Annotated in this window: 14 protein-coding genes; 7 read left to right on the top strand and 7 right to left on the bottom strand. The window is 64.0% G+C overall.

Annotation, left to right across the window (positions count from 1 at the left end):
* Nucleotides 1-79: 79 nt before the first annotated feature.
* From V1283_RS04890 to V1283_RS04900, 3 genes are all read left to right on the top strand, one after another.
* On the top strand, nt 80-1,213 hold the full coding sequence (locus tag V1283_RS04890; protein WP_334385321.1) for an ABC transporter permease: 1,134 nt from the start codon (nt 80-82) through the stop codon (nt 1,211-1,213).
* Nucleotides 1,214-1,215: 2 nt separating this feature from the next.
* Complete coding sequence (locus tag V1283_RS04895; RefSeq protein WP_334385322.1) at nt 1,216-1,986, top strand: ABC transporter ATP-binding protein; 771 nt, start codon at nt 1,216-1,218, stop codon at nt 1,984-1,986.
* 113 nt (nt 1,987-2,099) lie between these two features.
* On the top strand, nt 2,100-3,008 hold the full coding sequence (locus V1283_RS04900) for an MlaD family protein (RefSeq protein ID WP_334385323.1): 909 nt from the start codon (nt 2,100-2,102) through the stop codon (nt 3,006-3,008).
* Between the two features lie 47 nt (nt 3,009-3,055).
* On the opposite strand, the gene V1283_RS04905 is transcribed toward V1283_RS04900, so the two are convergent.
* The 5 genes from V1283_RS04905 to V1283_RS04925 form a co-directional block, all read right to left on the bottom strand.
* Nucleotides 3,056-4,492, bottom strand: coding sequence for a M20/M25/M40 family metallo-hydrolase (locus V1283_RS04905; protein ID WP_334385324.1), 1,437 nt, complete (start codon nt 4,490-4,492; stop codon nt 3,056-3,058).
* Between the two features lie 29 nt (nt 4,493-4,521).
* The gene (locus tag V1283_RS04910; RefSeq protein ID WP_334385325.1) at nt 4,522-5,007 is read right to left on the bottom strand and encodes a RidA family protein; all 486 of its coding nucleotides are present in this window, start codon (nt 5,005-5,007) and stop codon (nt 4,522-4,524) included.
* Nucleotides 5,008-5,035: 28 nt separating this feature from the next.
* Entirely contained in the window at nt 5,036-5,473 is a 438-nt protein-coding gene (locus V1283_RS04915; RefSeq protein ID WP_334385326.1) for a c-type cytochrome, read from the bottom strand.
* Nucleotides 5,474-5,483: 10 nt separating this feature from the next.
* Entirely contained in the window at nt 5,484-7,082 is a 1,599-nt protein-coding gene (locus V1283_RS04920; RefSeq protein WP_334385327.1) for a flavin monoamine oxidase family protein, read from the bottom strand.
* 179 nt (nt 7,083-7,261) lie between these two features.
* Complete coding sequence (locus tag V1283_RS04925) at nt 7,262-12,502, bottom strand: negative regulator of septation ring formation (protein ID WP_334385329.1); 5,241 nt, start codon at nt 12,500-12,502, stop codon at nt 7,262-7,264.
* 387 nt (nt 12,503-12,889) lie between these two features.
* On the opposite strand from V1283_RS04925, the gene V1283_RS04930 reads away from it, so the two are divergent.
* Complete coding sequence (locus V1283_RS04930) at nt 12,890-13,267, top strand: Hpt domain-containing protein (protein WP_334385330.1); 378 nt, start codon at nt 12,890-12,892, stop codon at nt 13,265-13,267.
* A 134-nt stretch (nt 13,268-13,401) separates the two neighbouring features.
* Nucleotides 13,402-13,722, top strand: a complete 321-nt coding sequence (locus V1283_RS04935; protein WP_065749294.1) for a 2Fe-2S iron-sulfur cluster-binding protein — start codon at nt 13,402-13,404, stop codon at nt 13,720-13,722.
* 130 nt (nt 13,723-13,852) lie between these two features.
* Here V1283_RS04935 and V1283_RS04940 read toward each other — a convergent pair whose 3' ends face one another.
* Complete coding sequence (locus tag V1283_RS04940) at nt 13,853-14,308, bottom strand: acyl-CoA thioesterase (protein ID WP_334385331.1); 456 nt, start codon at nt 14,306-14,308, stop codon at nt 13,853-13,855.
* Nucleotides 14,309-14,467: 159 nt separating this feature from the next.
* On the opposite strand from V1283_RS04940, the gene V1283_RS04945 reads away from it, so the two are divergent.
* Nucleotides 14,468-15,496 carry an NAD(P)/FAD-dependent oxidoreductase gene (locus tag V1283_RS04945; RefSeq protein WP_334385332.1) on the top strand — a complete coding sequence of 343 codons (1,029 nt, stop codon included), beginning with the start codon at nt 14,468-14,470 and terminating at the stop codon, nt 15,494-15,496.
* A gap of 121 nt (nt 15,497-15,617) precedes the next feature.
* Complete coding sequence (locus tag V1283_RS04950) at nt 15,618-16,232, top strand: DUF2147 domain-containing protein (RefSeq protein ID WP_442895702.1); 615 nt, start codon at nt 15,618-15,620, stop codon at nt 16,230-16,232.
* Nucleotides 16,233-16,361: 129 nt separating this feature from the next.
* On the opposite strand, the gene V1283_RS04955 is transcribed toward V1283_RS04950, so the two are convergent.
* A complete protein-coding gene (locus V1283_RS04955) occupies nt 16,362-18,347 on the bottom strand; it encodes a hypothetical protein (protein WP_334385333.1) in 1,986 nt (661 codons plus the stop codon).
* Nucleotides 18,348-18,425 lie beyond the last annotated feature (78 nt).

Below are 18,425 nucleotides of genomic sequence, written 5' to 3' on the forward strand. Positions count from 1 at the left end.
AGGGACGGATTCTACAAGGCAGGCGGCGTGTGGAACCTGACGTTTTTCAGGGGGGCATATCGGCCAAGGGATGGGCATCGTGAGCGGCAACCCGACATTGGAGCGGATAGCCAGGGGCAACGCGCTGGCGCTGTGCGCGACCGGCTCGTGGACGGCTCGCTTTGCGCCGGTGCTGGAACGAATGGTCGCCGATGCCGAGAAGCTCGGCGGCACCCGACCCAATATCTTCATCGATGCCTCCCAGGTGGCGAAGCTCGACACGTTCGGCGCCTGGCTGATCGAGCGGCTGCGGCGAAGCCTGACGCGGGGCGGCGTCGAGGGCCAGATCGCCGGGCTCTCGGCCGATTATTCGAGCCTGGTCGATGAGGTGCGCCGCGTGAAGGCCGAGCCGATCGTCGAAAGCAACCCCGTGACGATCACGGGCATGCTGGAACAGATCGGCCGCAGCGTGGCCGGTATCGGCGGCACCTTGATCGGCCTGATCCACATGCTGGGCGCGGTGCTTGCCGCGGCCGCCCATGTCCTCATTCGTCCCCGTGGCTTCCGCCTGACCTCGACCATCCATCATCTGGAGCAGGTGTGCTGGCGCGCGGTGCCGATCGTGGTGCTGATCACGTTCCTGATCGGCTGCATCATCTCGCAGCAGGGCATCTTCCATTTCCGGAAATTCGGCGCCGATATTTTTGTGGTCGACATGCTGGGCGTGCTGGTGCTGCGCGAGATCGGCGTGCTGCTGGTGGCGATCATGGTGGCGGGCCGCTCAGGCTCGGCCTACACCGCCGAACTCGGTTCGATGAAGATGCGCGAGGAGATCGACGCGCTGCGCACCATGGGTTTTGACCCGATCGAGGTTCTGATCCTGCCGCGGATGCTCGCGCTGGTGCTGGCGCTGCCGATCCTGGCGTTTCTGGGGGCGATGGCCGCGCTTTACGGCGGCGGGCTGGTGGCGTGGCTCTATGGCGGCGTCGATCCCGAAGCCTTCCTGCTGCGGCTGCGCGACGCCATATCGATCGACCATTTCATCGTCGGCATCATCAAGGCGCCGGTCATGGCCGCGGTGATCGGCATCGTCGCCTGCGTCGAGGGGTTGGCCGTGCAGGGCAGCGCCGAGTCGCTCGGCCAGCACACGACATCCTCGGTGGTGAAGGGAATCTTCTTCGTGATCGTGATGGACGGCGTGTTCGCCATCTTCTTCGCATCGATCGGAATGTGACCATGGCGGACGAGATTTCCGACGCCATCATCCGGGTTCGCGACATCACCGTGCAGTTCGGCAAGACACGCGTGCTCGACGGGCTCAACCTCGACGTCAGGCGCGGCGAGATTTTGGGATTTGTCGGTCCCTCCGGCGCCGGAAAATCGGTGCTGACGCGGACCATCATCGGCCTCGTGCCGAAGATTGCCGGCCGCATCGAAGTGTTCGGCGTTGATCTCGATGCGGCAAGTGCCGCGGAGCGCCGCGGCGTCGAGCGCCGCTGGGGGATCCTGTTCCAGCAGGGCGCGCTGTTCTCCTCGCTCACGGTGCGCCAGAACATCCAGTTTCCGGTGCGCGAATATCTCAAGGTCTCGCAGCGGCTGCTCGACGAGATCATGGTCGCCAAGCTCGGCATGGTGGGCCTGCGGCCCGAGGTCGCCGACCGCTATCCGTCAGAGCTCTCCGGCGGCATGGTCAAGCGCGTGGCGCTGGCGCGCGCGCTCGCGCTCGATCCGGAACTGGTGTTCCTGGACGAGCCGACCTCGGGGCTCGATCCGATCGGCGCCGGGGACTTCGACGAGCTGGTGCGCACCCTGCAGCGTACTTTGGGCCTGACGGTTTTCATGGTAACCCACGATCTCGACAGCCTTTACACGGCCTGCGACCGCATTGCGGTTTTAGGGAACGGTAAGATCATTGCCGCAGGGTCGATCGCCGACATGCAGGCTTCGCAGCATCCCTGGCTGAGGCAATATTTTCATGGCAAGCGCGCCCGCGCGGTCATGGGTTAGAGCACGATCACGAAGCGGGCACCTGTTTTTGATGAGATCATGCTCAAACAAGCGATAAACGACAGGTCTGATCGGCGAAGCTGAACAGACCAGGTTCCGGAGTACCTTGAATTATGGAAACGCGGGCGAACTACGTCCTGATCGGGGCCTTCACGCTGGCAGTGATCGCCGCCGCGTTCGGCTTTGTGCTGTGGTTTCAGAGCCTGCACACCACCAAGGCGCGCAGCCCGATCCGCATCGTGTTCGAAGGTCCTGCGTCCGGCCTGCGCAATGGCGGCAGCGTCAACTTTAACGGTATCCGGATAGGGGAGGTTGTCTCGGTTAAACTCGACAACCCGCGGCGCGTGGTCGCACTGGCGATGGTCGAGAACAACGCCCCGATCCGCAAGGACACGCTGGTCGGCCTCGAATTCCAGGGGCTGACCGGCGTCGCGGCGATCTCGCTGAAAGGCGGCGAGGAAAATGCCGCTGCCGTGCCGCTCGACGAGGATGGCGTGCCGATGCTGACTGCCGATCCGAGCGCGCTGCAGGATGTGACCGAGTCCATTCGTGCCACGCTGCAGAACGTCAACCGGATCGTCGCCGACAACCAGGAATCCGTGAAGAACTCGCTGAGGAATCTCGAAACCTTCACGGCCGCGCTGGCGCGCAATTCCGAGAAGATCGACAACGTCATGATCAGGGTCGATGGCGTGATGGGCAAGGCCGACAGCCTCATGCTCGGGCTGAACACGATCGCGGGCGGCGCTGCCGGCGGCGAACTGAATCTCATGGTGAAGTCGATCCGCGAACTCGCCGACGATTTCGACAAGCGATCCGGCGCGCTGATAGCCGATGGCCGCCGCACCCTCTCCGACATCAGCCGCGCCGTGAACAATTTCGACCGCAACCCGAGCCGGGTGATCTTCGGCGGAAGCAACAACGCCGCGCCGGCGGAGCCTGCGACAACCGCGGCAGCCCCGCCGAGGCCGGCGCCGGCCGCGGCAGCTCCGAGGGCGCCGAGCGGGCAGAAGCGGCAATAGCGATTATCGGCTCCGTTTCGTTTCGCCGACAGCATTCATTCAAGCCATCATTGTCCGCCGGCGAGCAGTTTTACGAGCCGGTACAGGTACTCGTTGCCTGTGAAGAACGACTCGACGAGAACCCGCTCGTCGCGGCCATGGGCGCGCGATTCACCGATGTCGTTTGCCAGCCCTGAATGTCCGTAGGTCGGGATGCCGGCGTTGCGAAGGTAGCTGCCGTCGGTCGCGCCGGTGCTCATGGTCGGCAGCACCACTGCGCCGGGAAAGAATTCGGCCGACAATTGCGTGATCGGTCCGATGATCCCCTCGCTCAGCGCCGAAGGCGCACTGAGCGTCGCCTGGTCGATCTGCTTGACCGCAATCTGATCGTCGGCAAGCACGCGCTCAAGTGCTGCTTTCACGCCATCGACGGGTTCGCCGGGCATGATCCGGCAATTGACCTTGGCGCTGGCAAGCTGCGGCAACGCGTTGATCGCATTGCCGCCGTCGAGCATGGTCGCGACGCAGGTCGTACGCAATTGTGCGTTATAGAACGCGTTGGCGCTCAGGCGGGCAGCCGCCGCTGCAGCAGAATCGGATTCGCCCGATAACACGGCCCGCAAATCCTCGGCAACCTGACCGCCTTCCATCTGCGCGGTGCGTTCAAAAAAGGCGCGGGTGGTCTCGTTCAGGTTCACCGGAAAGCTGAAGGTTGAAAGACGGGTCAATCCCGCGGCCAGGCGATAGATCGCGTTGTCCTTGACCGGAAGCGAACTGTGGCCGCCCTTGTTTTTGACGGTCAACTCGTAGCTCACCGAGACTTTTTCGCTGGTCTGGACAGAGTTGCGGATTGGTTTGCCGCCCCTCAGCCCGACACCGCCGCCCTCATTCAGGGCGAATTCGGCATCGACCAGGTCGCGGTGATTTTTCAACAACCACTGGATTCCCAATGCATCCTTGTCGAGAATTTCTTCATCGGTCTCCAGCGCCACGATGATGTCGCGGTCGGGCTTGTAGCCCTCCTGTCGGTAGCGGATGAGATTGGCGATGAAGGCCGCCGCCATGTATTTGTCATCGCCGCTGCCACGGGCATAAAAATAGCCGTCCTGCTCGATCAGCTTGAACGGATCGGTCGACCAGTCCTCGCGGCTGGCAGGAACCACGTCGATATGAGCGACCAGCAGGATCGGCTTGCGCGCGCCGGTGCCCCTGAGGCGCGCGACGAGATTGCCCTTGCGCGGCGCCGGCGAGAAGGCGTGAACGTCGGTGTCGGGGAAGCCGCCAGCACGCAGCCGCGCCGCCATGGCTTCGGCCGCCTTGGCGGTGTCGCCCGTTGCCGTCACCGTGTTGATCTCGATGAGTTCCTTGTAGATGTCGAAGGCGCGCTGCTGGTTCGCGTTCAGGCCTTCAGCCGCGAGCGGCGTGGCCGCCGACATCAGTATTGCCGTGCAAAGCGAAGCAGGACGAAGCCATCCCTTGAAACCTGAACCGGAAATTCGACCCATTTGACCCATCCTTCAAAATCGATCTGACGTTACTTCGAGTCCTTGGCGGCGACGACTTCGATTTCAACCAGGAAGCCTGGATTTGCGAGCGCCGCAATGCCGATGACAGAGCGGGCCGGAAGATTTGGCTGCGTGCCGCCGAAGAATTGGGTGTAGCCTTCCATGAAGGCCTTGAAGTCCATCGGCGCGCGGGCGTCGTGCACCAGAAACACCTGCATCTTGACGACATCGGCCATGCCTAGGCCCTGTCCTTCGAGAATCTGCTTGATCTTGTTGAGCACCCCGACGGTCTGGGTCTTGGTGTCGCCATAGGCCTGCGGACTGGACGGGTCGGCATCCTTGTTAGTCACCGGCGGTACCTGGCCGCTCACATAATAGGTGACTGCGTCGCCCGGGACTCGCACGGCCTGGGCGATCGGAAACGTCGAGTTGGGAATGGGATATCGAACGATGTCGGCTTGAGCGACGCTTGAGCCAAGCAACAGGGCAGCCGATGCCAACAGTCCGTATTTCATGTTTGTCTCCGCATGAGGATGATCAAATCTAGGGCCGAACGCGCTTGACGTCTTCAGCCGTCACAGTGTCCTGGTACTGGTTTCCGAAGTGCGTCCGCACATAATTGACGACGGCGGCGACCTGATCGTCGCTCATCATCGCACCGACCGGTGGCATCGCCCGTTGTCCCCTGACGATGACATAAACCGGATAGCCGCCGGCCTCGAGATTTGCGTCTTTGGCAAGTGAGGGATAATTGCCCGCACCAGTCGCGCCGCCGCCGTCAGGCATGTGGCATCCCTGACAGACGTTCGCGAACAACTGCTCTCCGGTCGATTCCGTGAATTTGAATCCCGTGCTCAGCGAGCCCTGCGAACGGCGTTCCTCGTCCGCATGTGCTGCGGGCAGTGCCCATCCAATCAACGCTGCGGCCAGGACGCCGATCGACAACGCCGAACTGAATTTCGCTGGTTCAATTCGGCTCATCGGCATCGCATCAAATCCTGACGACGCGGTCATGCAACCGCTTGATGGCATCGAGTGAGGAAAGTATCGCGCCTTCCTGCCAGGCCGGAAGGTAGGAGGCGTGTTCGCCGGCCAGCACGATCCTGCCGTCGATCTGGCACAGATTGTCGTAATGCTCCTCCCGGGCCTTCTCGCTCCAGGCTCCCGCGCATCCCAAAGTGAAGGGGACACGATGCCAGGCGACGGCGATGCCGTTTTCGAACTCGGCGCTGTATTGTGGATGAATCCTGGCGCCAAATTCAACCGCACGCGCGACCCGGTCCGCCGGCGCCATCGAGGTGAATTCGTAGGCGTTCGCTCCCTCAAAAACATAGGCGCCCAGCAGCACCCCGCGGCCATTTCGATTGAAGCCGCCGCTCGGATAGGAGATCTGCCGGATGGGCAGGTCGGTGTAGCTGATGCCGCCGTAGATCGCTTCGTCCTCCTCCCAGAACCTGCGTTTGAATTGCAGGCCGACCTTGATCGAGGACGAATAGGGCACGGCGTCGATGGCCGCCTTCATGCGCGGGCCGACGTCGATCTGGATTTGACTTAAGATAGAAAGCGGGATCGTGCATACGCACCAATCAGCCGTTGCAATTTGAGGCGTGGATGGCGTTTTGGAGTTCACGTAGCTGACCGTGACGCCGCCATCATTCTGTTGAATGCGGATCACCCTGGCGTCGTACAGAATGAGATCGCCGATCTGCTTTGCAAAAGCCTTCCCGATCATGTCCATGCCGCCGACAGGCTGAAACATGGTGGTCTGGAATTGATGCAGGGCGAAATTCTGCAAATAACGCCAAAGCCGCGATTTCAGGATGTCCGAAAGGTTGATGGGCTCGCCGGCGACGGGCGCGGCACCCAGGCCGCCGCCGGGGTCCTTGGCGTAGCCGCGATAGTCCGCCGAGATAAGGTTGGCCTTGTAGGCATAGTTTTTGTCGAGCGCGCCCCAGGAGCGCAGCGCCTGCAGCAGAATCTCTCTGTCTTCCACCGACACCGCTTCGTCGAGCTTGCTCTGCTGCGTCACCTTGGCGAGCAGTTCCGAAACATGGCCCTGAAAATCCGCCTTGATGTCACGAATGCGCTGCGGCTTGCCGGCGAACGCATTTGAAGCGTGGAGCAGGGCGTTATGATTGAGTTGGATGAAGGGTTCGAGGGCGACGCCGAGGCGCTTGCAATAATCGAGCAGGGCGCGGTGATGATACGGAATTCGCCACGGTCCCGGATTGAGATAAAGGCCTTCCTCGAAGCCGCAGGTCTGCGTCGCGCCACCGAGTTCGGTAAAACGGTCGCCACCGCGGATCGTCCAGTTGCGCCCTCCCGGCCGGCTATTGAACTCCAGCACCTGGACCTTGTAGCCCGCCGCGCGCAACTCGAGCGCGGCCGTCATGCCTGCGAGGCCGGCGCCGAGCACCAGTACGGATGCGCCTTTTGGATCGCCGCTCAGCTTGATCGGGCCCTTGTAATTGGACTCGGACGCGAAGCCCAGGCTGGTCATGGCGTGGTACATCGCGGCGCTGCCGGCGACCGAACCAACAAGCGACAGAAGATCGCGTCGGCTTGGAATTGTCTCACTTTCGTTCGGCATGGCCGGCCTCGCCCCGCGCGATGCGCTCCGACGAGCGCGCTTGCGCTTCAACAGATAAGGACTGTTTTTCGCGTGCGCCAGCGGCATCTCTCCAGATACCAGGCTGTCTTCGTGGCAATTTCAAAGTAAAACGGAGGCCGCGAGGCCTCCGTTTCTATTCGCTATTCGCTGTTGGCCGTTTACCCCAGCCGTCCCGCCGCGTGCGCGAGCAGGGTGTAGACCAGCCCGGTCTCCGAGGTGAGGTGGCCGCGCAGCGCCTGCGGTCCGCGATCCTCGCGCGCCACTTCGTCGAGCAGCCGTTCGAACTCGGCGATATAGCGGTCGACCGTCTGCTTGAAGGCGCGGTCGGCGCGGTATTTGCGGGTGACTTCGTCGAACGCCTTCTGGCCGGCCGGTGTGTAGAGCCGCTTGCTGAACGCCTTGCTCTCGCCGCGCTGATAGCGGTCCCACATTTCGGCGGCGAGGTTGCGATCCATCAGCCGGCCGATGTCGAGCGACAGCGACTCCAGCGGATTGGCGGGGGTCTGCGGCGCACGGCCACGGGGAGCCTGTCCCGCACCGGCGTCGGTGCGGTGGAGCAGGTCGGACAGCCATCCGTCCTGACCGCCTCCGCCTGCCGGCGAGACGGGCGGGGCTTCGGCGCGCCGCGGCGCCGGCACGCCGAGGTCCGGCGGCGGCAGCGTCGATGCGCTGCCGACGCCGGCGTCGCGCATGCGCACCTCGTTGCGGCCGTTGGCGGCGGCTGCCATCACGGGCTCTTCCTGGCGTTGCACGCTGGCGCGACCGGGGGTCACGACATCGAGGCCGCGGCCATGATGGGCGACGATCCGGTTGAGCTCGGCGAGCGCCTCGATCTGGTCGACGATCACCTTGCGCATCTGCGCGGTGTTGTCGGCGGCCTCCTGCGGCATCTCGAGTACGCCGCGGCGCAGCTCGCTGCGGGTCGCCTCGAGCTCGTTATGCATTTCGGTGGCCATCTGCTTCATGGCCTGCACCATCGCAGCGAACTTCTCGGTCGACTGCTTGAACATCGCATCCGTCTCGACGGTGCTCTGCTGGTACATGTCGTTCATCGCATCGAGGGTCTGCTGCCGCTCGTTTTCGGCGGCGGCCCGTACCGCATCGAACTGCCGGCTGATCGCGGCAGAGCCTGCACCCGCGGTTTCCGCGACCACGCGCGCGATATCGCGGGCGCGCTCTTCGGCTGCGGCAAGCGATTCGTCGAGCAGGCCGGTGAAGCGCGACAGCCGCTGGTCGAGGTCGGTGGTACGCAGGTCGATGGTGGTCACCAGCGATTCAAGCTGCGACTTGCGGTCGGCGACCGAGGTCGTGGTGGTGCGGTTGGCCTGTTCGACCACGCCGGCTGCCTCGACCAGTTCCTTGCCGTGCTTCTCGAACTCGCTCGACAGCGAGCCGAGATCTTCCAGCGCCTTCGTGGTCTTGCTGTTGAAGACGGTGAGCTGGTCTTCCAGGGTCTGCGTGGCGATCCCGTTGCGGGCGGTGACGTCGTTCATGGCGGACACGAAGTCGGCCACGCGGGTCACCAGCGCGCGCTCCAGCGAGTTGAGATTGTCGTGGGCGCCGGTCAGCACTTCCTGCAGCAGGATGTTGCCTTCACGCAGCCGTTCGAACAGCGCCACCGTGTCGGTGCGCAGGATCTTGCTGGTCTCCTGCATTTCGGTGACGGCGGCGATCGAGACCTGACGCGACTGGTCGATGGCCGAACGCGACGCCTGTTCGAGGTCCTTCAGCGACTTGGCCACCGCGCCGGTGGCGAGGTCGCCCGCGGTCGTGATCGTGCGCGCGACTTCCGAGCCGTGGGTCGACATCGATTGCGAGAAGACCTGGCCGCGGGTCTCGATCGATTTCAGGGCGTCGGCGGTGACGCGGTCGATATCGGTCGTGAGCTGCGTGGTCCTGGTGCTGAGCGCCTCGACCAGCGAACCGCGGCGGCTGTCGACGATCTGCGCCAGACGGTCGGTCTGCTGCTGAACGTAGGTGACGATTTCGTCGGTCTTGCCGGTCATCGTCGAGCCGAAATTGCTGCTGGCGGCGAGCACCGAACGCTCGATATCGGTCGAGGTCGATTTGAACTTGGTGCTGACCTCATTCGTTGCGGCAATCAGGGCGCTCTGCGCGTTCTGCGCGGTGGTCTGGATGGTGTCGGTCGTGCTGGCGGTGACGACGCCGAGCGAACGCTCCATGTCGGCGGCGATCGCCTTGATCTGGTTCGCGGCGTCGGCGGAGGTCGCGGAAAGCGAGCCCAGGGCTTCGCGCGCGGTGCCGAGAATGGAGCCGGCGGTATCGGCGCCGACCGCGGTCAGCGTGCGCTCGACATCGATCGCCAGCGACTTGACGTGGTTGGCGGCCTCGGTCGACGCCGTGATCAGCGTGTTCTGCGCTTCGCGCGCGCCCGTCGTGATCGACTCGGCGGTGGCATTGCCGGCCATCGAGAGCGAACGTTGCACGTCGGCGGCGAGCGACTTGACCTGGCTCGATGCGTCGGCGGACGTGTTCATGAGGGTGCTCTGGGCCTCGCGGGCGCCTGCCGTGATCGCCTCGGCGGTCGCCGTTCCGGCGATCGAGAGCGAGCGCTGAACGTCGGCGGCGAGCGACTTGACCTGAGTGGCGGCCTCGGTAGAGGCGGCGACCAGCGTGCTCTGTGCTTCGCGGGCGCCGGCGGTGACGGCGTCGGCGGTTGCAGTTCCTGCGACCGACAGCGCTCGCTCGACATCGGCGGCAAGCGACTTGACGTGGTTTGCCGCGTCCGCGGATGCGGTCACCAGCGTGCTCTGCGCCTCGCGCGCGCCTGACAGAACCGACGCGGCCGTGGCGTCGCCGGCGGCCGAGAGGGTGCGCTCGACGTCGGCGGCGAGAGATTTGATCTGCTGGGCTGCCTCGGAGGAGGCCGACACCAGCGTGGTCTGGGCATCCTGGGCGCTGGTGAGGATCGAAGCGGCCGCGCCGGTGCCGACGGCGGTGAGGGCGGCCTCGACCTCGGCCGAAGTCAGTTTGAGTTGGGCGCCGACATCGGAGGAAGCCGTCAGCAGCGCCTGCTGCGCGGTGCGCGCGCCGGTCTGGATGGTCTCTGCGGTGTTGACGACGAGATTGGTCAGCGAACGCTCGGCGTCCTCGACATGCGACTTGATGCCGGACGACAGCATTTCGGCGCGCGACATCAGGTCTTCGCTGGCCTGGCGGCCGCTGCTTTCGATCCGCCCGGCCACCGCCTCGATGCGCGAGCCGAGCAGATCCTCGAATTGCGCCACGCGGGTGTCGATATCGCCGGCGATGGCGCCGACCCGGGTCTCGACGCCGCTGGCGATGTCGCCGATGCGGCTTTCGATGCCCTGATGGATTTCCTGGAAGCGCGCCTGGATGGTGTCGGTCAGATGGGCGCTGCGGCCGTTGATGGTTTCGGTGACGTTGGCAATACGATGGTCGACCGCCGCAATCGCCTGCGCGGTGCCGTCGGTCAGCGAGGAGGTGAGGAGGGTGAGCCGCTGGTCGATCGACTGGATCGCCTGCGCCGCGCCGTCGGTCAATGAGGTCGCCAGCGTGCCGAGGCGGCCATCGATGGTTTCGGTGACGGATCTGGCGCGGGTGTCGAAGCTCGATTCCAGCGATTTCAGCCGGCTGTCGATGGTCTCGTCGAACGACCTGATCTTGCTGTCGAGCGAAGTGTCGAGGTGGCTGACGCGGGTGCCGAGCGTGGTTTCGAACTGCAGCAGGCGCTGATCGAGCGAAGCGGTGATCTCGCCGCTGTTCGAGACCATGCGGGTGTCGAACGTGTCGACGTAATTCTTCAGGCTGTCGCTCATCTCCTGGGTGCGCGCGCCCATGCGCTCGACGATCTCGCCGCCGAAGGTTTTGACGGTGCGATCGAACTCGGAGATATGGCGCGTGATCAGCGCGCCGAGCGTGCCGCTGTCGCGGGCGAACCTTTCCGCAAGCTCCGAGCCCTGGTTCTTCACCAGTTCGTCGTAGGCGTTCATCTGCAACGCGAGGCTGTCGTGTGCGTTTTCGGTCTGGCTGATCACCTTGGCGACCATCGAGTTCACGGTCACGTCCAGTGCTTCGCTGGCCTTGTCGCCGGAGGTGAGGATGCGGCTTGCGAGGCGGTTGCCGGCGTCGTCGATCTTGCTGACGAGATCGCCCGAACGCAGTTCGAGCTCGAGCAAGAGCGAGTCCGAGGAATTCTTCAGGGAGTCGTGGACCTGCTCGGTGCGGTCGGAGATGCCGTCGACTATGGTCGAGGAGCGCTGCTCGAATTCGCCGGTGATGCGGTCGATGCGTTCGTTCAGCATCTCGTGGACGCGATCGGCGAGATCGACGAACTCGTCGTGGACGTTGCCGGTCTTGAAGTTGAGGCTGGTGGTGAGCCGCTCGGAGGCGTCGAGCACGGCGCGGGTGGTCTCGGCGCTGGCTTCTTCCAGACGGTCGAGCAGGTCGCCGCCGCGCTCGCCGAGCGCGAGGATCATGTTGTCTCCGGCGTGGCTGAGCGCGCCCGTGATGTGCTGGCCGCGCTCCTCCAGCGCGCCGGTGATGCTTTTCGCGACCTCGTCGACGCGCGAGGCGATCGCGTCCGAAATCAGCGCGATGTCGTGGCGCAGATCGATCTGGACGCCGGAAATGGCGCTGCGAACCTGCTCGGCCTGGCCGACCAGATTGTCGCGCTGATGGGCGATGTCCTGCAGCAGGGCGCGAATCCGCACCTCGTTATCGGAATAGGCGCGCTCGAGGGCTGCGACTTCATTGGCGACGAGCGTTTCCAGTTCGCCGGCGCGCGCGATCGCGCGCTCGACGCCGTCGCCCATCGCAGCGACTTCGCGGCGAATAGCTTGCCCTACGGTCACCATCGAATCGGCGGCGGCGCCCTCGGGCTCGGAGAAGCGGATCGCGACCTGCGCCATCGACTGCGCGATCATCCGCATTTCCTGGCCGCGCCAGGCGAGACTGGCAAGGAAATAGAACAACAGCACCGGCGCGAAGAACAACGCGGCAAGGCCGGCGAGCACCAGCACGCCGCCGCTCTGTCCGATCGCCGCCTGCAGCGCGGGCAGGAAGCTGATGGTCAGAAGCACGCAGCCGACGACCCAGACGCCGCCGAAGATGGTGGCAAGCGTGTAGACGCTGCGGGCAGGACTGCCCTTCTGGATCGCCTGCAGAATCTGTCCGATGGTTTCGCGATCGTCGTTGGCGGCGCGACGGGGGCTGCGCGGCTCCTCGGCGCTTCCGCGCTTGTCAAAAGACATATCGGAATAGGGCGGCGGGACCGACGGACCGGTCGGAGGGGCCAGTTCGTTGCCGAGCGAATTTCGGCTGGTGTCGACGCGCGTATCGCTGATGTTGAGCGCTTCCTGAATGGCGGAGAGCGCGACTTCAGTCGGATCCTTGACCTTCTTCGGATTGTTCGCCATGTCAGCCGAGCCCTCTTAACTTTGTACGCACCCAGCCGTTCTCGCAAAAACCCGCAAGCTCGAAGCTGGATTCATAACCCCCGCGGACGCAAGCGTAGCCGCCGGCCGCTTGTCCCGCACACATCCGCGAACATCCTATTGGTTGACCGATACGAATGAAATGGCCGCGATTAAGACATTCTTAATCATCGTTAACAGCCTTGTTCCATAAGTTATTAGAGATACACAGATTTCTGGAAGCGAATCGCAAATCCAGGCCGATTGCCGGCTAAAATCAGGCAAAACTACGGCTAATTCTGAGAACGTTCCGTTAACTGTTGCCGTGGTTGGCTGGCGGAAAATGCCCTTCCGTAGAATCACTGTGTTGGGGCGATCCGGACCTGGGCCATGCCGCTTCACCTCGAACGGATAGAATGGATGCCATCGCCACCGCTGGCTCCCGGCGACGGGCCGGTCGATTTCGAGCACCTCCAACGCATGACGCTCGGCGATGCCGACATCGAGCAGGAGGTGTTGACGATGTTCCTGGCCCAATCGGCAAGGCACATGCACATGCTCGCCGCCATACCTGCGGATGCCAGCGCGCTGGCGCACACGCTCAAGGGCTCGGCCCGCGCGATCGGCGCTTTTGCGGTCGCTGACGCCGCCGCCCGGCTGGAGGTGGCCATCGCCAGAGGTTTCGATACGTCCGCAGCACTCGCCGAGCTCGGCGAGGCGGTCGCAGAGGCGCGGGCGGCGATCGAGGCGATTCTGCGCCGTTCCTGAGCGGAAAGCGGGTCCGTATCGGCCGAAATGCCGTTAAATTGCGGCCTCAGGTTTTCGTCCCGACCGCTGGCGCTGTGCGGATCGACCCGTTATAGGACTGCGGGACCTTACATATTCCGGCAGCACGAGCGATCATGGCCAAAATCCACTTTGTCGACCATACCGGCGAAAAACGAACCATTGAAGTCGAGAACGGCGCGACCGTGATGGAAGCCGCGATCCGCAACGCCGTTCCTGGCATCGAAGCCGAATGCGGCGGCGCCTGCGCGTGTGCGACCTGCCACGTCTATGTCGACGAAGCCTGGCGCGAGAAGGTCGGCGCTCCGACCCCGATGGAAGAAGACATGCTGGATTTCGGTTTCGACGTGCGGCCGAACTCGCGCCTGTCGTGCCAGATCAAGGTGAGCGACGACCTCGACGGCCTCGTGGTGTCGACGCCGGAACGGCAGGCCTGAGGTTCGGAAAACATTCAGCGCGGTCCGGCGTTGGCATTATCGGCGAGATGGTTCACGCGCCGCCCCTTCGCGTGGTGTGCGAGAGGGTAGCGGCGCGTACCCGACGGCCGCAACAACATCGCCGCGCGTGTCATGCCGGTTTTGCTCCGCGGCGAATCCAGCGCTGAAAATTCGCCAGGATGTCCGGCGTCAACGGCGTCGGCTTGCGCGTCGCTTCGTCGAGCAGCACCGATACCGATTGCGCTGAAGCCACGCATATGCCTTCGCAGAACACCACCTGATCGAAGGTGACGGAAGTCCGGCCGAACTTGACGACGCCAAGTCCCATTTCGATCGTACCGGGCCAGCGCAATTCAGCGCGGAAATGCATATCGAGCCGGACCATGATCCAGGTGACGCCGTCCGGCATCAGCCCGTAGCTGCGGTCCTTCATCAGCGTGACGCGGCCGGTCTCGAAATAGGTGGCGTAAACAGCGTTGTTGACGTGCTGGTTGGGATCGAGGTCGGCAAATCTGACATTGTCCGACAAGCGATAGGGAAAATCCTCCAGGCGCGGGGTCGCGTCGGGACGCAAGGGGGCGTTCACGGGGCCATCTCCGAAAATCTCGTTCCCTTACAGCCCACTTGTCGAATGACGGCAAGGGGTTGCCGTCGTCCCGAACACCATATTATGGCTTTCCTGTTAGCCTTGGGTTGGCTAGACAGATGCGGCCTTCCCGCCAGGTTCAACCGAAAAGAAGCTGACATGAGCGAAGCGATCAAAACCGATGTGTTGATTATTGGCGCGGGTCCGTGCGGCCTGTTTGCCGTCTTCGAACTGGGCCTGTTGGACATGAAGGTGCATCTGGTCGACATCCTCGACAAGATCGGCGGCCAGTGCGCCGAGCTCTACCCGGAAAAACCGATCTACGACATTCCCGGCATTCCCTTCGTCACCGGCCAGGGCCTGACGGAGGCGCTGCTCGAACAGATCAAGCCGTTTCATCCGACCTTCCATCTCAACGAGATGGTGGAGACGATCGAGAAGATCGGCGATCCCGCCTTTCGCGTCACGACCGATGCCGGCCAGGTGTTCGAGTGCAAGGTGGTGGTGATTTCGGCGGGCGGCGGTTCGTTCCAGCCGAAGCGTCCGCCGGTGCCGGGCATCGAGGCCTACGAAGGCACCTCGGTACACTACGCCGTACGCAAGATGGAGCAGTTCCGCGACAAGACCATCCTGATCGTCGGCGGTGGCGATTCCGCGCTCGACTGGACGCTCAATCTGCATCCGATCGCCAGGCGCGTGACGCTTCTGCACCGGCGCGACGATTTCCGCGCCGCGCCTCACAGCGTCGAGCAGATGCGCGCGCTGGTGGCTGGCGGAAAAATGGATCTGAAGATCGGTCAGGTTACCTCGCTGGAAGGCGAGAGCGGCAAGCTTTCCGGGGCCGTGATGAAAGGCAACGACAACGCGATCTCGAAGATCGACTGCGATACGATGCTGCCGTTCTTCGGGCTGACCATGAAGCTCGGCCCGGTGGCGAACTGGGGCGTCGCGCTCGAGAACAATCTCGTGCCGGTCGAGACCGCCGCGTTCGAGACCAATGTTCCCGGCATCTTCGCGATCGGCGACATCAACACCTATCCCGGCAAGCTCAAGTTGATCCTGTCCGGATTCCATGAAGGCGCGCTGATGGCGCAGAAGGCGCACCGCTACGTCTATCCGGACAAGCGGCTGGTGTTCCAGTACACCACCTCGTCGTCGAGCCTGCAGAAGAAGCTCGGGGTCAATTGAATCCCAAAATATGACAGTTGGGTTCGCGAAAGCTTTGCCGGAGCGCGTGCACGATCGTCACTGGAACCATCCGCGAAATGGCCTTAGTCTGCGCCCATTGATTTAAGGGATTGATCAGGTGATGACGATGCGCAAGCTGGCCGGACTTCAACTGATACTTCCGATCGTGATCGGGCTCGCATTCGCCGGTGAACTCGCCGCGCAGCCGGCGGAGTTTTCTGCTGCCGGGCTGTGGGAGAAGGTCGAGAAGGGCAAGCCGGTCGGATGGTTCCTGGTGGTCGATCACAACGGCGTCTTCGAAGGCGTGTTCGCCAAGTTGTTTCTCGATGCCGACGATCCGCCCAATCCGGTCTGCTCGAAATGCGCCGACGATCGAAAGGACGCGCCCTGGCTCGGGATGTCCTTCATCCGGGACATGAAGCGCGACGGATTGAAATACGAGAACGGCAACGTGCTCGATCCGCGCGACGGCAAGATCTACAAGGCCAAGATGACGCTCAGTCCCGATGGGCAGACGTTGACGATGCGCGGTTATCTCGGCATCTCGTTGCTGGGCAAGGATGAGGTCTGGACCCGCCTGCCGGATACGGCGCTGGCCCAGGTCGATCCGCCCATCATTATAAAATATCTTCCGGCGCAGGCGGCGGCGATGAAGCTGCCGGTCGGTCCGGCAAAGGCCCCGGCGGCGCCGAAGAAGGCCGCTGCGCCTGCACCCGTTCCTGCGCCCGCGCGTTAGCGCGGTCCAAACACAAAATATCGAAAACAACCCCATGCAAAGTAGGATGGGCCTCGGGCTCGCGGCACTCATGCCGATTGCGTTCGGGGCACGAGATGCCCCGCCGTCACGTGCCAGCCTGATGCTGCGCTAGTTCAATCCGGTTCTGCCCGGCGGTCGCGGTACGTCCGGCGCAACCGGGATCGGCGCCATCGGCTGCGAGCTGACGTCAGGTACGCCCGCATCTAGCTGCAGGACTGCGGCGGCGGCCGGCACAGCGGCATCCGCCATCGCGGCGTGGCCTTCGGCGCTCGGATGCACGGCACCGCCATAGACCGCCGACAACACGCCCCAGGTCGCGTCATGGATGTCGGCCGGCTGCTGCGATGTCGGCAGCCCTTGCGGGTAGGTCATCGCCGCGAAGTAGCTGTCATTGGCATCGCGGATCCAGCGCGCGCGGGGCAGGTAAGCGCGGTACTCGCCGGCGCTGCGGCCGCACAGCATCGGCTGGTTGGCGGCGGTGACGATATCGGGATCGAAGCTGTTGCCGGTCGCCGAGAAGCACTGCCGGTCGAATTCGGGATCGCTTTCGGCGCGCGCGCAGAAACCGTGGCTGGCAAAGCTGGTCTGATGGCCATCGACGAAGGTCATGCGGTCGGTGCGCGGATTGCGGCACAGGATGCCGCCCTCGCAGAGCGCCAGTCCTCTCAACTGCGGCAGGAATTCGCTTTCGACGAAGTTCGACACGGCGGCCAGCCGCTGCGGCTGCGCATTGAAGGAGGGATGAATGTCGAAGCCGGCGCGTCCGCCGGGGCAGGGCGCGCCGCCATTCGCCAGCGTCGGATTGGCGTAGGAGGTATAGACCACCCGCGACAGGTCGCCGACAAGCGGCTTCAGCGCCTCGCGCAGCTTGGCAAAGCCCTGCGGCAGGTCCCGCGTCATCGCGCTGCGTGCGTCGTCCACCGAGGCCATCACGCCGCTGCGCCGAAACAGCGCGCGTTCGGTCGCCGTGTCCACGATCACGTCGGCGACGAGGCCGGAAAAATAGATGTCGTTGGCGCCGATCGACAGCAGCACCAGGTCGAGCTTGCGATCCGGTTGCCGGCGTTTCGCGGCGCTGATGGCGTCGCGCAGTTCGGACAGTTGCCCGTTGACGGTGCCCTGGCACGCACCGCCCGATTTCGACGGCAGGCAGTCGCGGGCGCGCTGCGAGCCGAACAGCCCGTCGGCAATGGTGGCGCCGGTGCAGGCCAGCGGCAGATAGGTCACCGCGATGTGCGGATATCGCACCGCGAGCGCCAGTGCGGTCCGGGTCTGATAGCTGTAGAGCGAACGGTGGCAGGCAGGATTGAACCAGAGCGCGCTCTGCCGCTGCCAGACCGTCAGCAAGTCCGGCGCCTCGCAGGCGCGTCCGCCTTTGTAGCCGGCGCGGCTCGGACGGTAATATTGCGCGGCGGCCGTTCCGAGATAGGAGCGGAAGCAAAAGCCTTCATCGGCCAGCGCAACCGGCCGGTCCGGATTTCCCTCGCCGGAAGCGACGCTGTCGCCGAGGCCGGCGATCAAGATGTCGCGCACTGCGATCTCGGTGAACACGCGCTGACTGCCCTCCGAACTGGACACGTCGGCGGTCACCCCCGTGGTGCGGCCGTAGCGGACCCGGAGATTGACCGGTTCGGCGCAGTCGAAGTTGGAGGTTTGCGGGCCGTCGCCATCGTCGACCGTCCAGGCGCAGGTGGCGCCGACCGGTACCGGGCCGGTCAGGCGGATCACGACCGGATGATCGATCGGGGTGAGATAGCTTTCCTTGACGTTGTCGCGCGTGCAGGGCTCGTTGACGTGGCCGGCGAGATCGATACAGAGCCGGTTCACCGTGTTGCGCGCCCAGCCGCGGCCGTCGCTCTGGACTGCCAGCACCTGCTCCGAGGCCAGCACGCTTCGGCCGCGGCTGCTTTCGGCGTGCAGCAGGAAATCCCGTTCCTCGCGGAACAGGCGGAAGCGGTTGCGCACCTCCCAGGAAATCTGCAGCGGCCCATAGCCGCCGGCGGTCTGGGCTTGTGCAGTGGACGTGGATATGCCGGCCAGCGCGCCGGCAACCAGCGCGACCGACAGTATTGAACGTAGGAGGATTGCAGCCATGGCGTCGTTTGACGTTAGCGGTAAGGCAGAAATAAGAGAATGAGGCAGCTCTGCGTCAAAAGACCGGACGGCGCAGAT

The organism is Bradyrhizobium sp. AZCC 2262 (genome assembly GCF_036924535.1).
GTDB lineage: Bacteria > Pseudomonadota > Alphaproteobacteria > Rhizobiales > Xanthobacteraceae > Bradyrhizobium.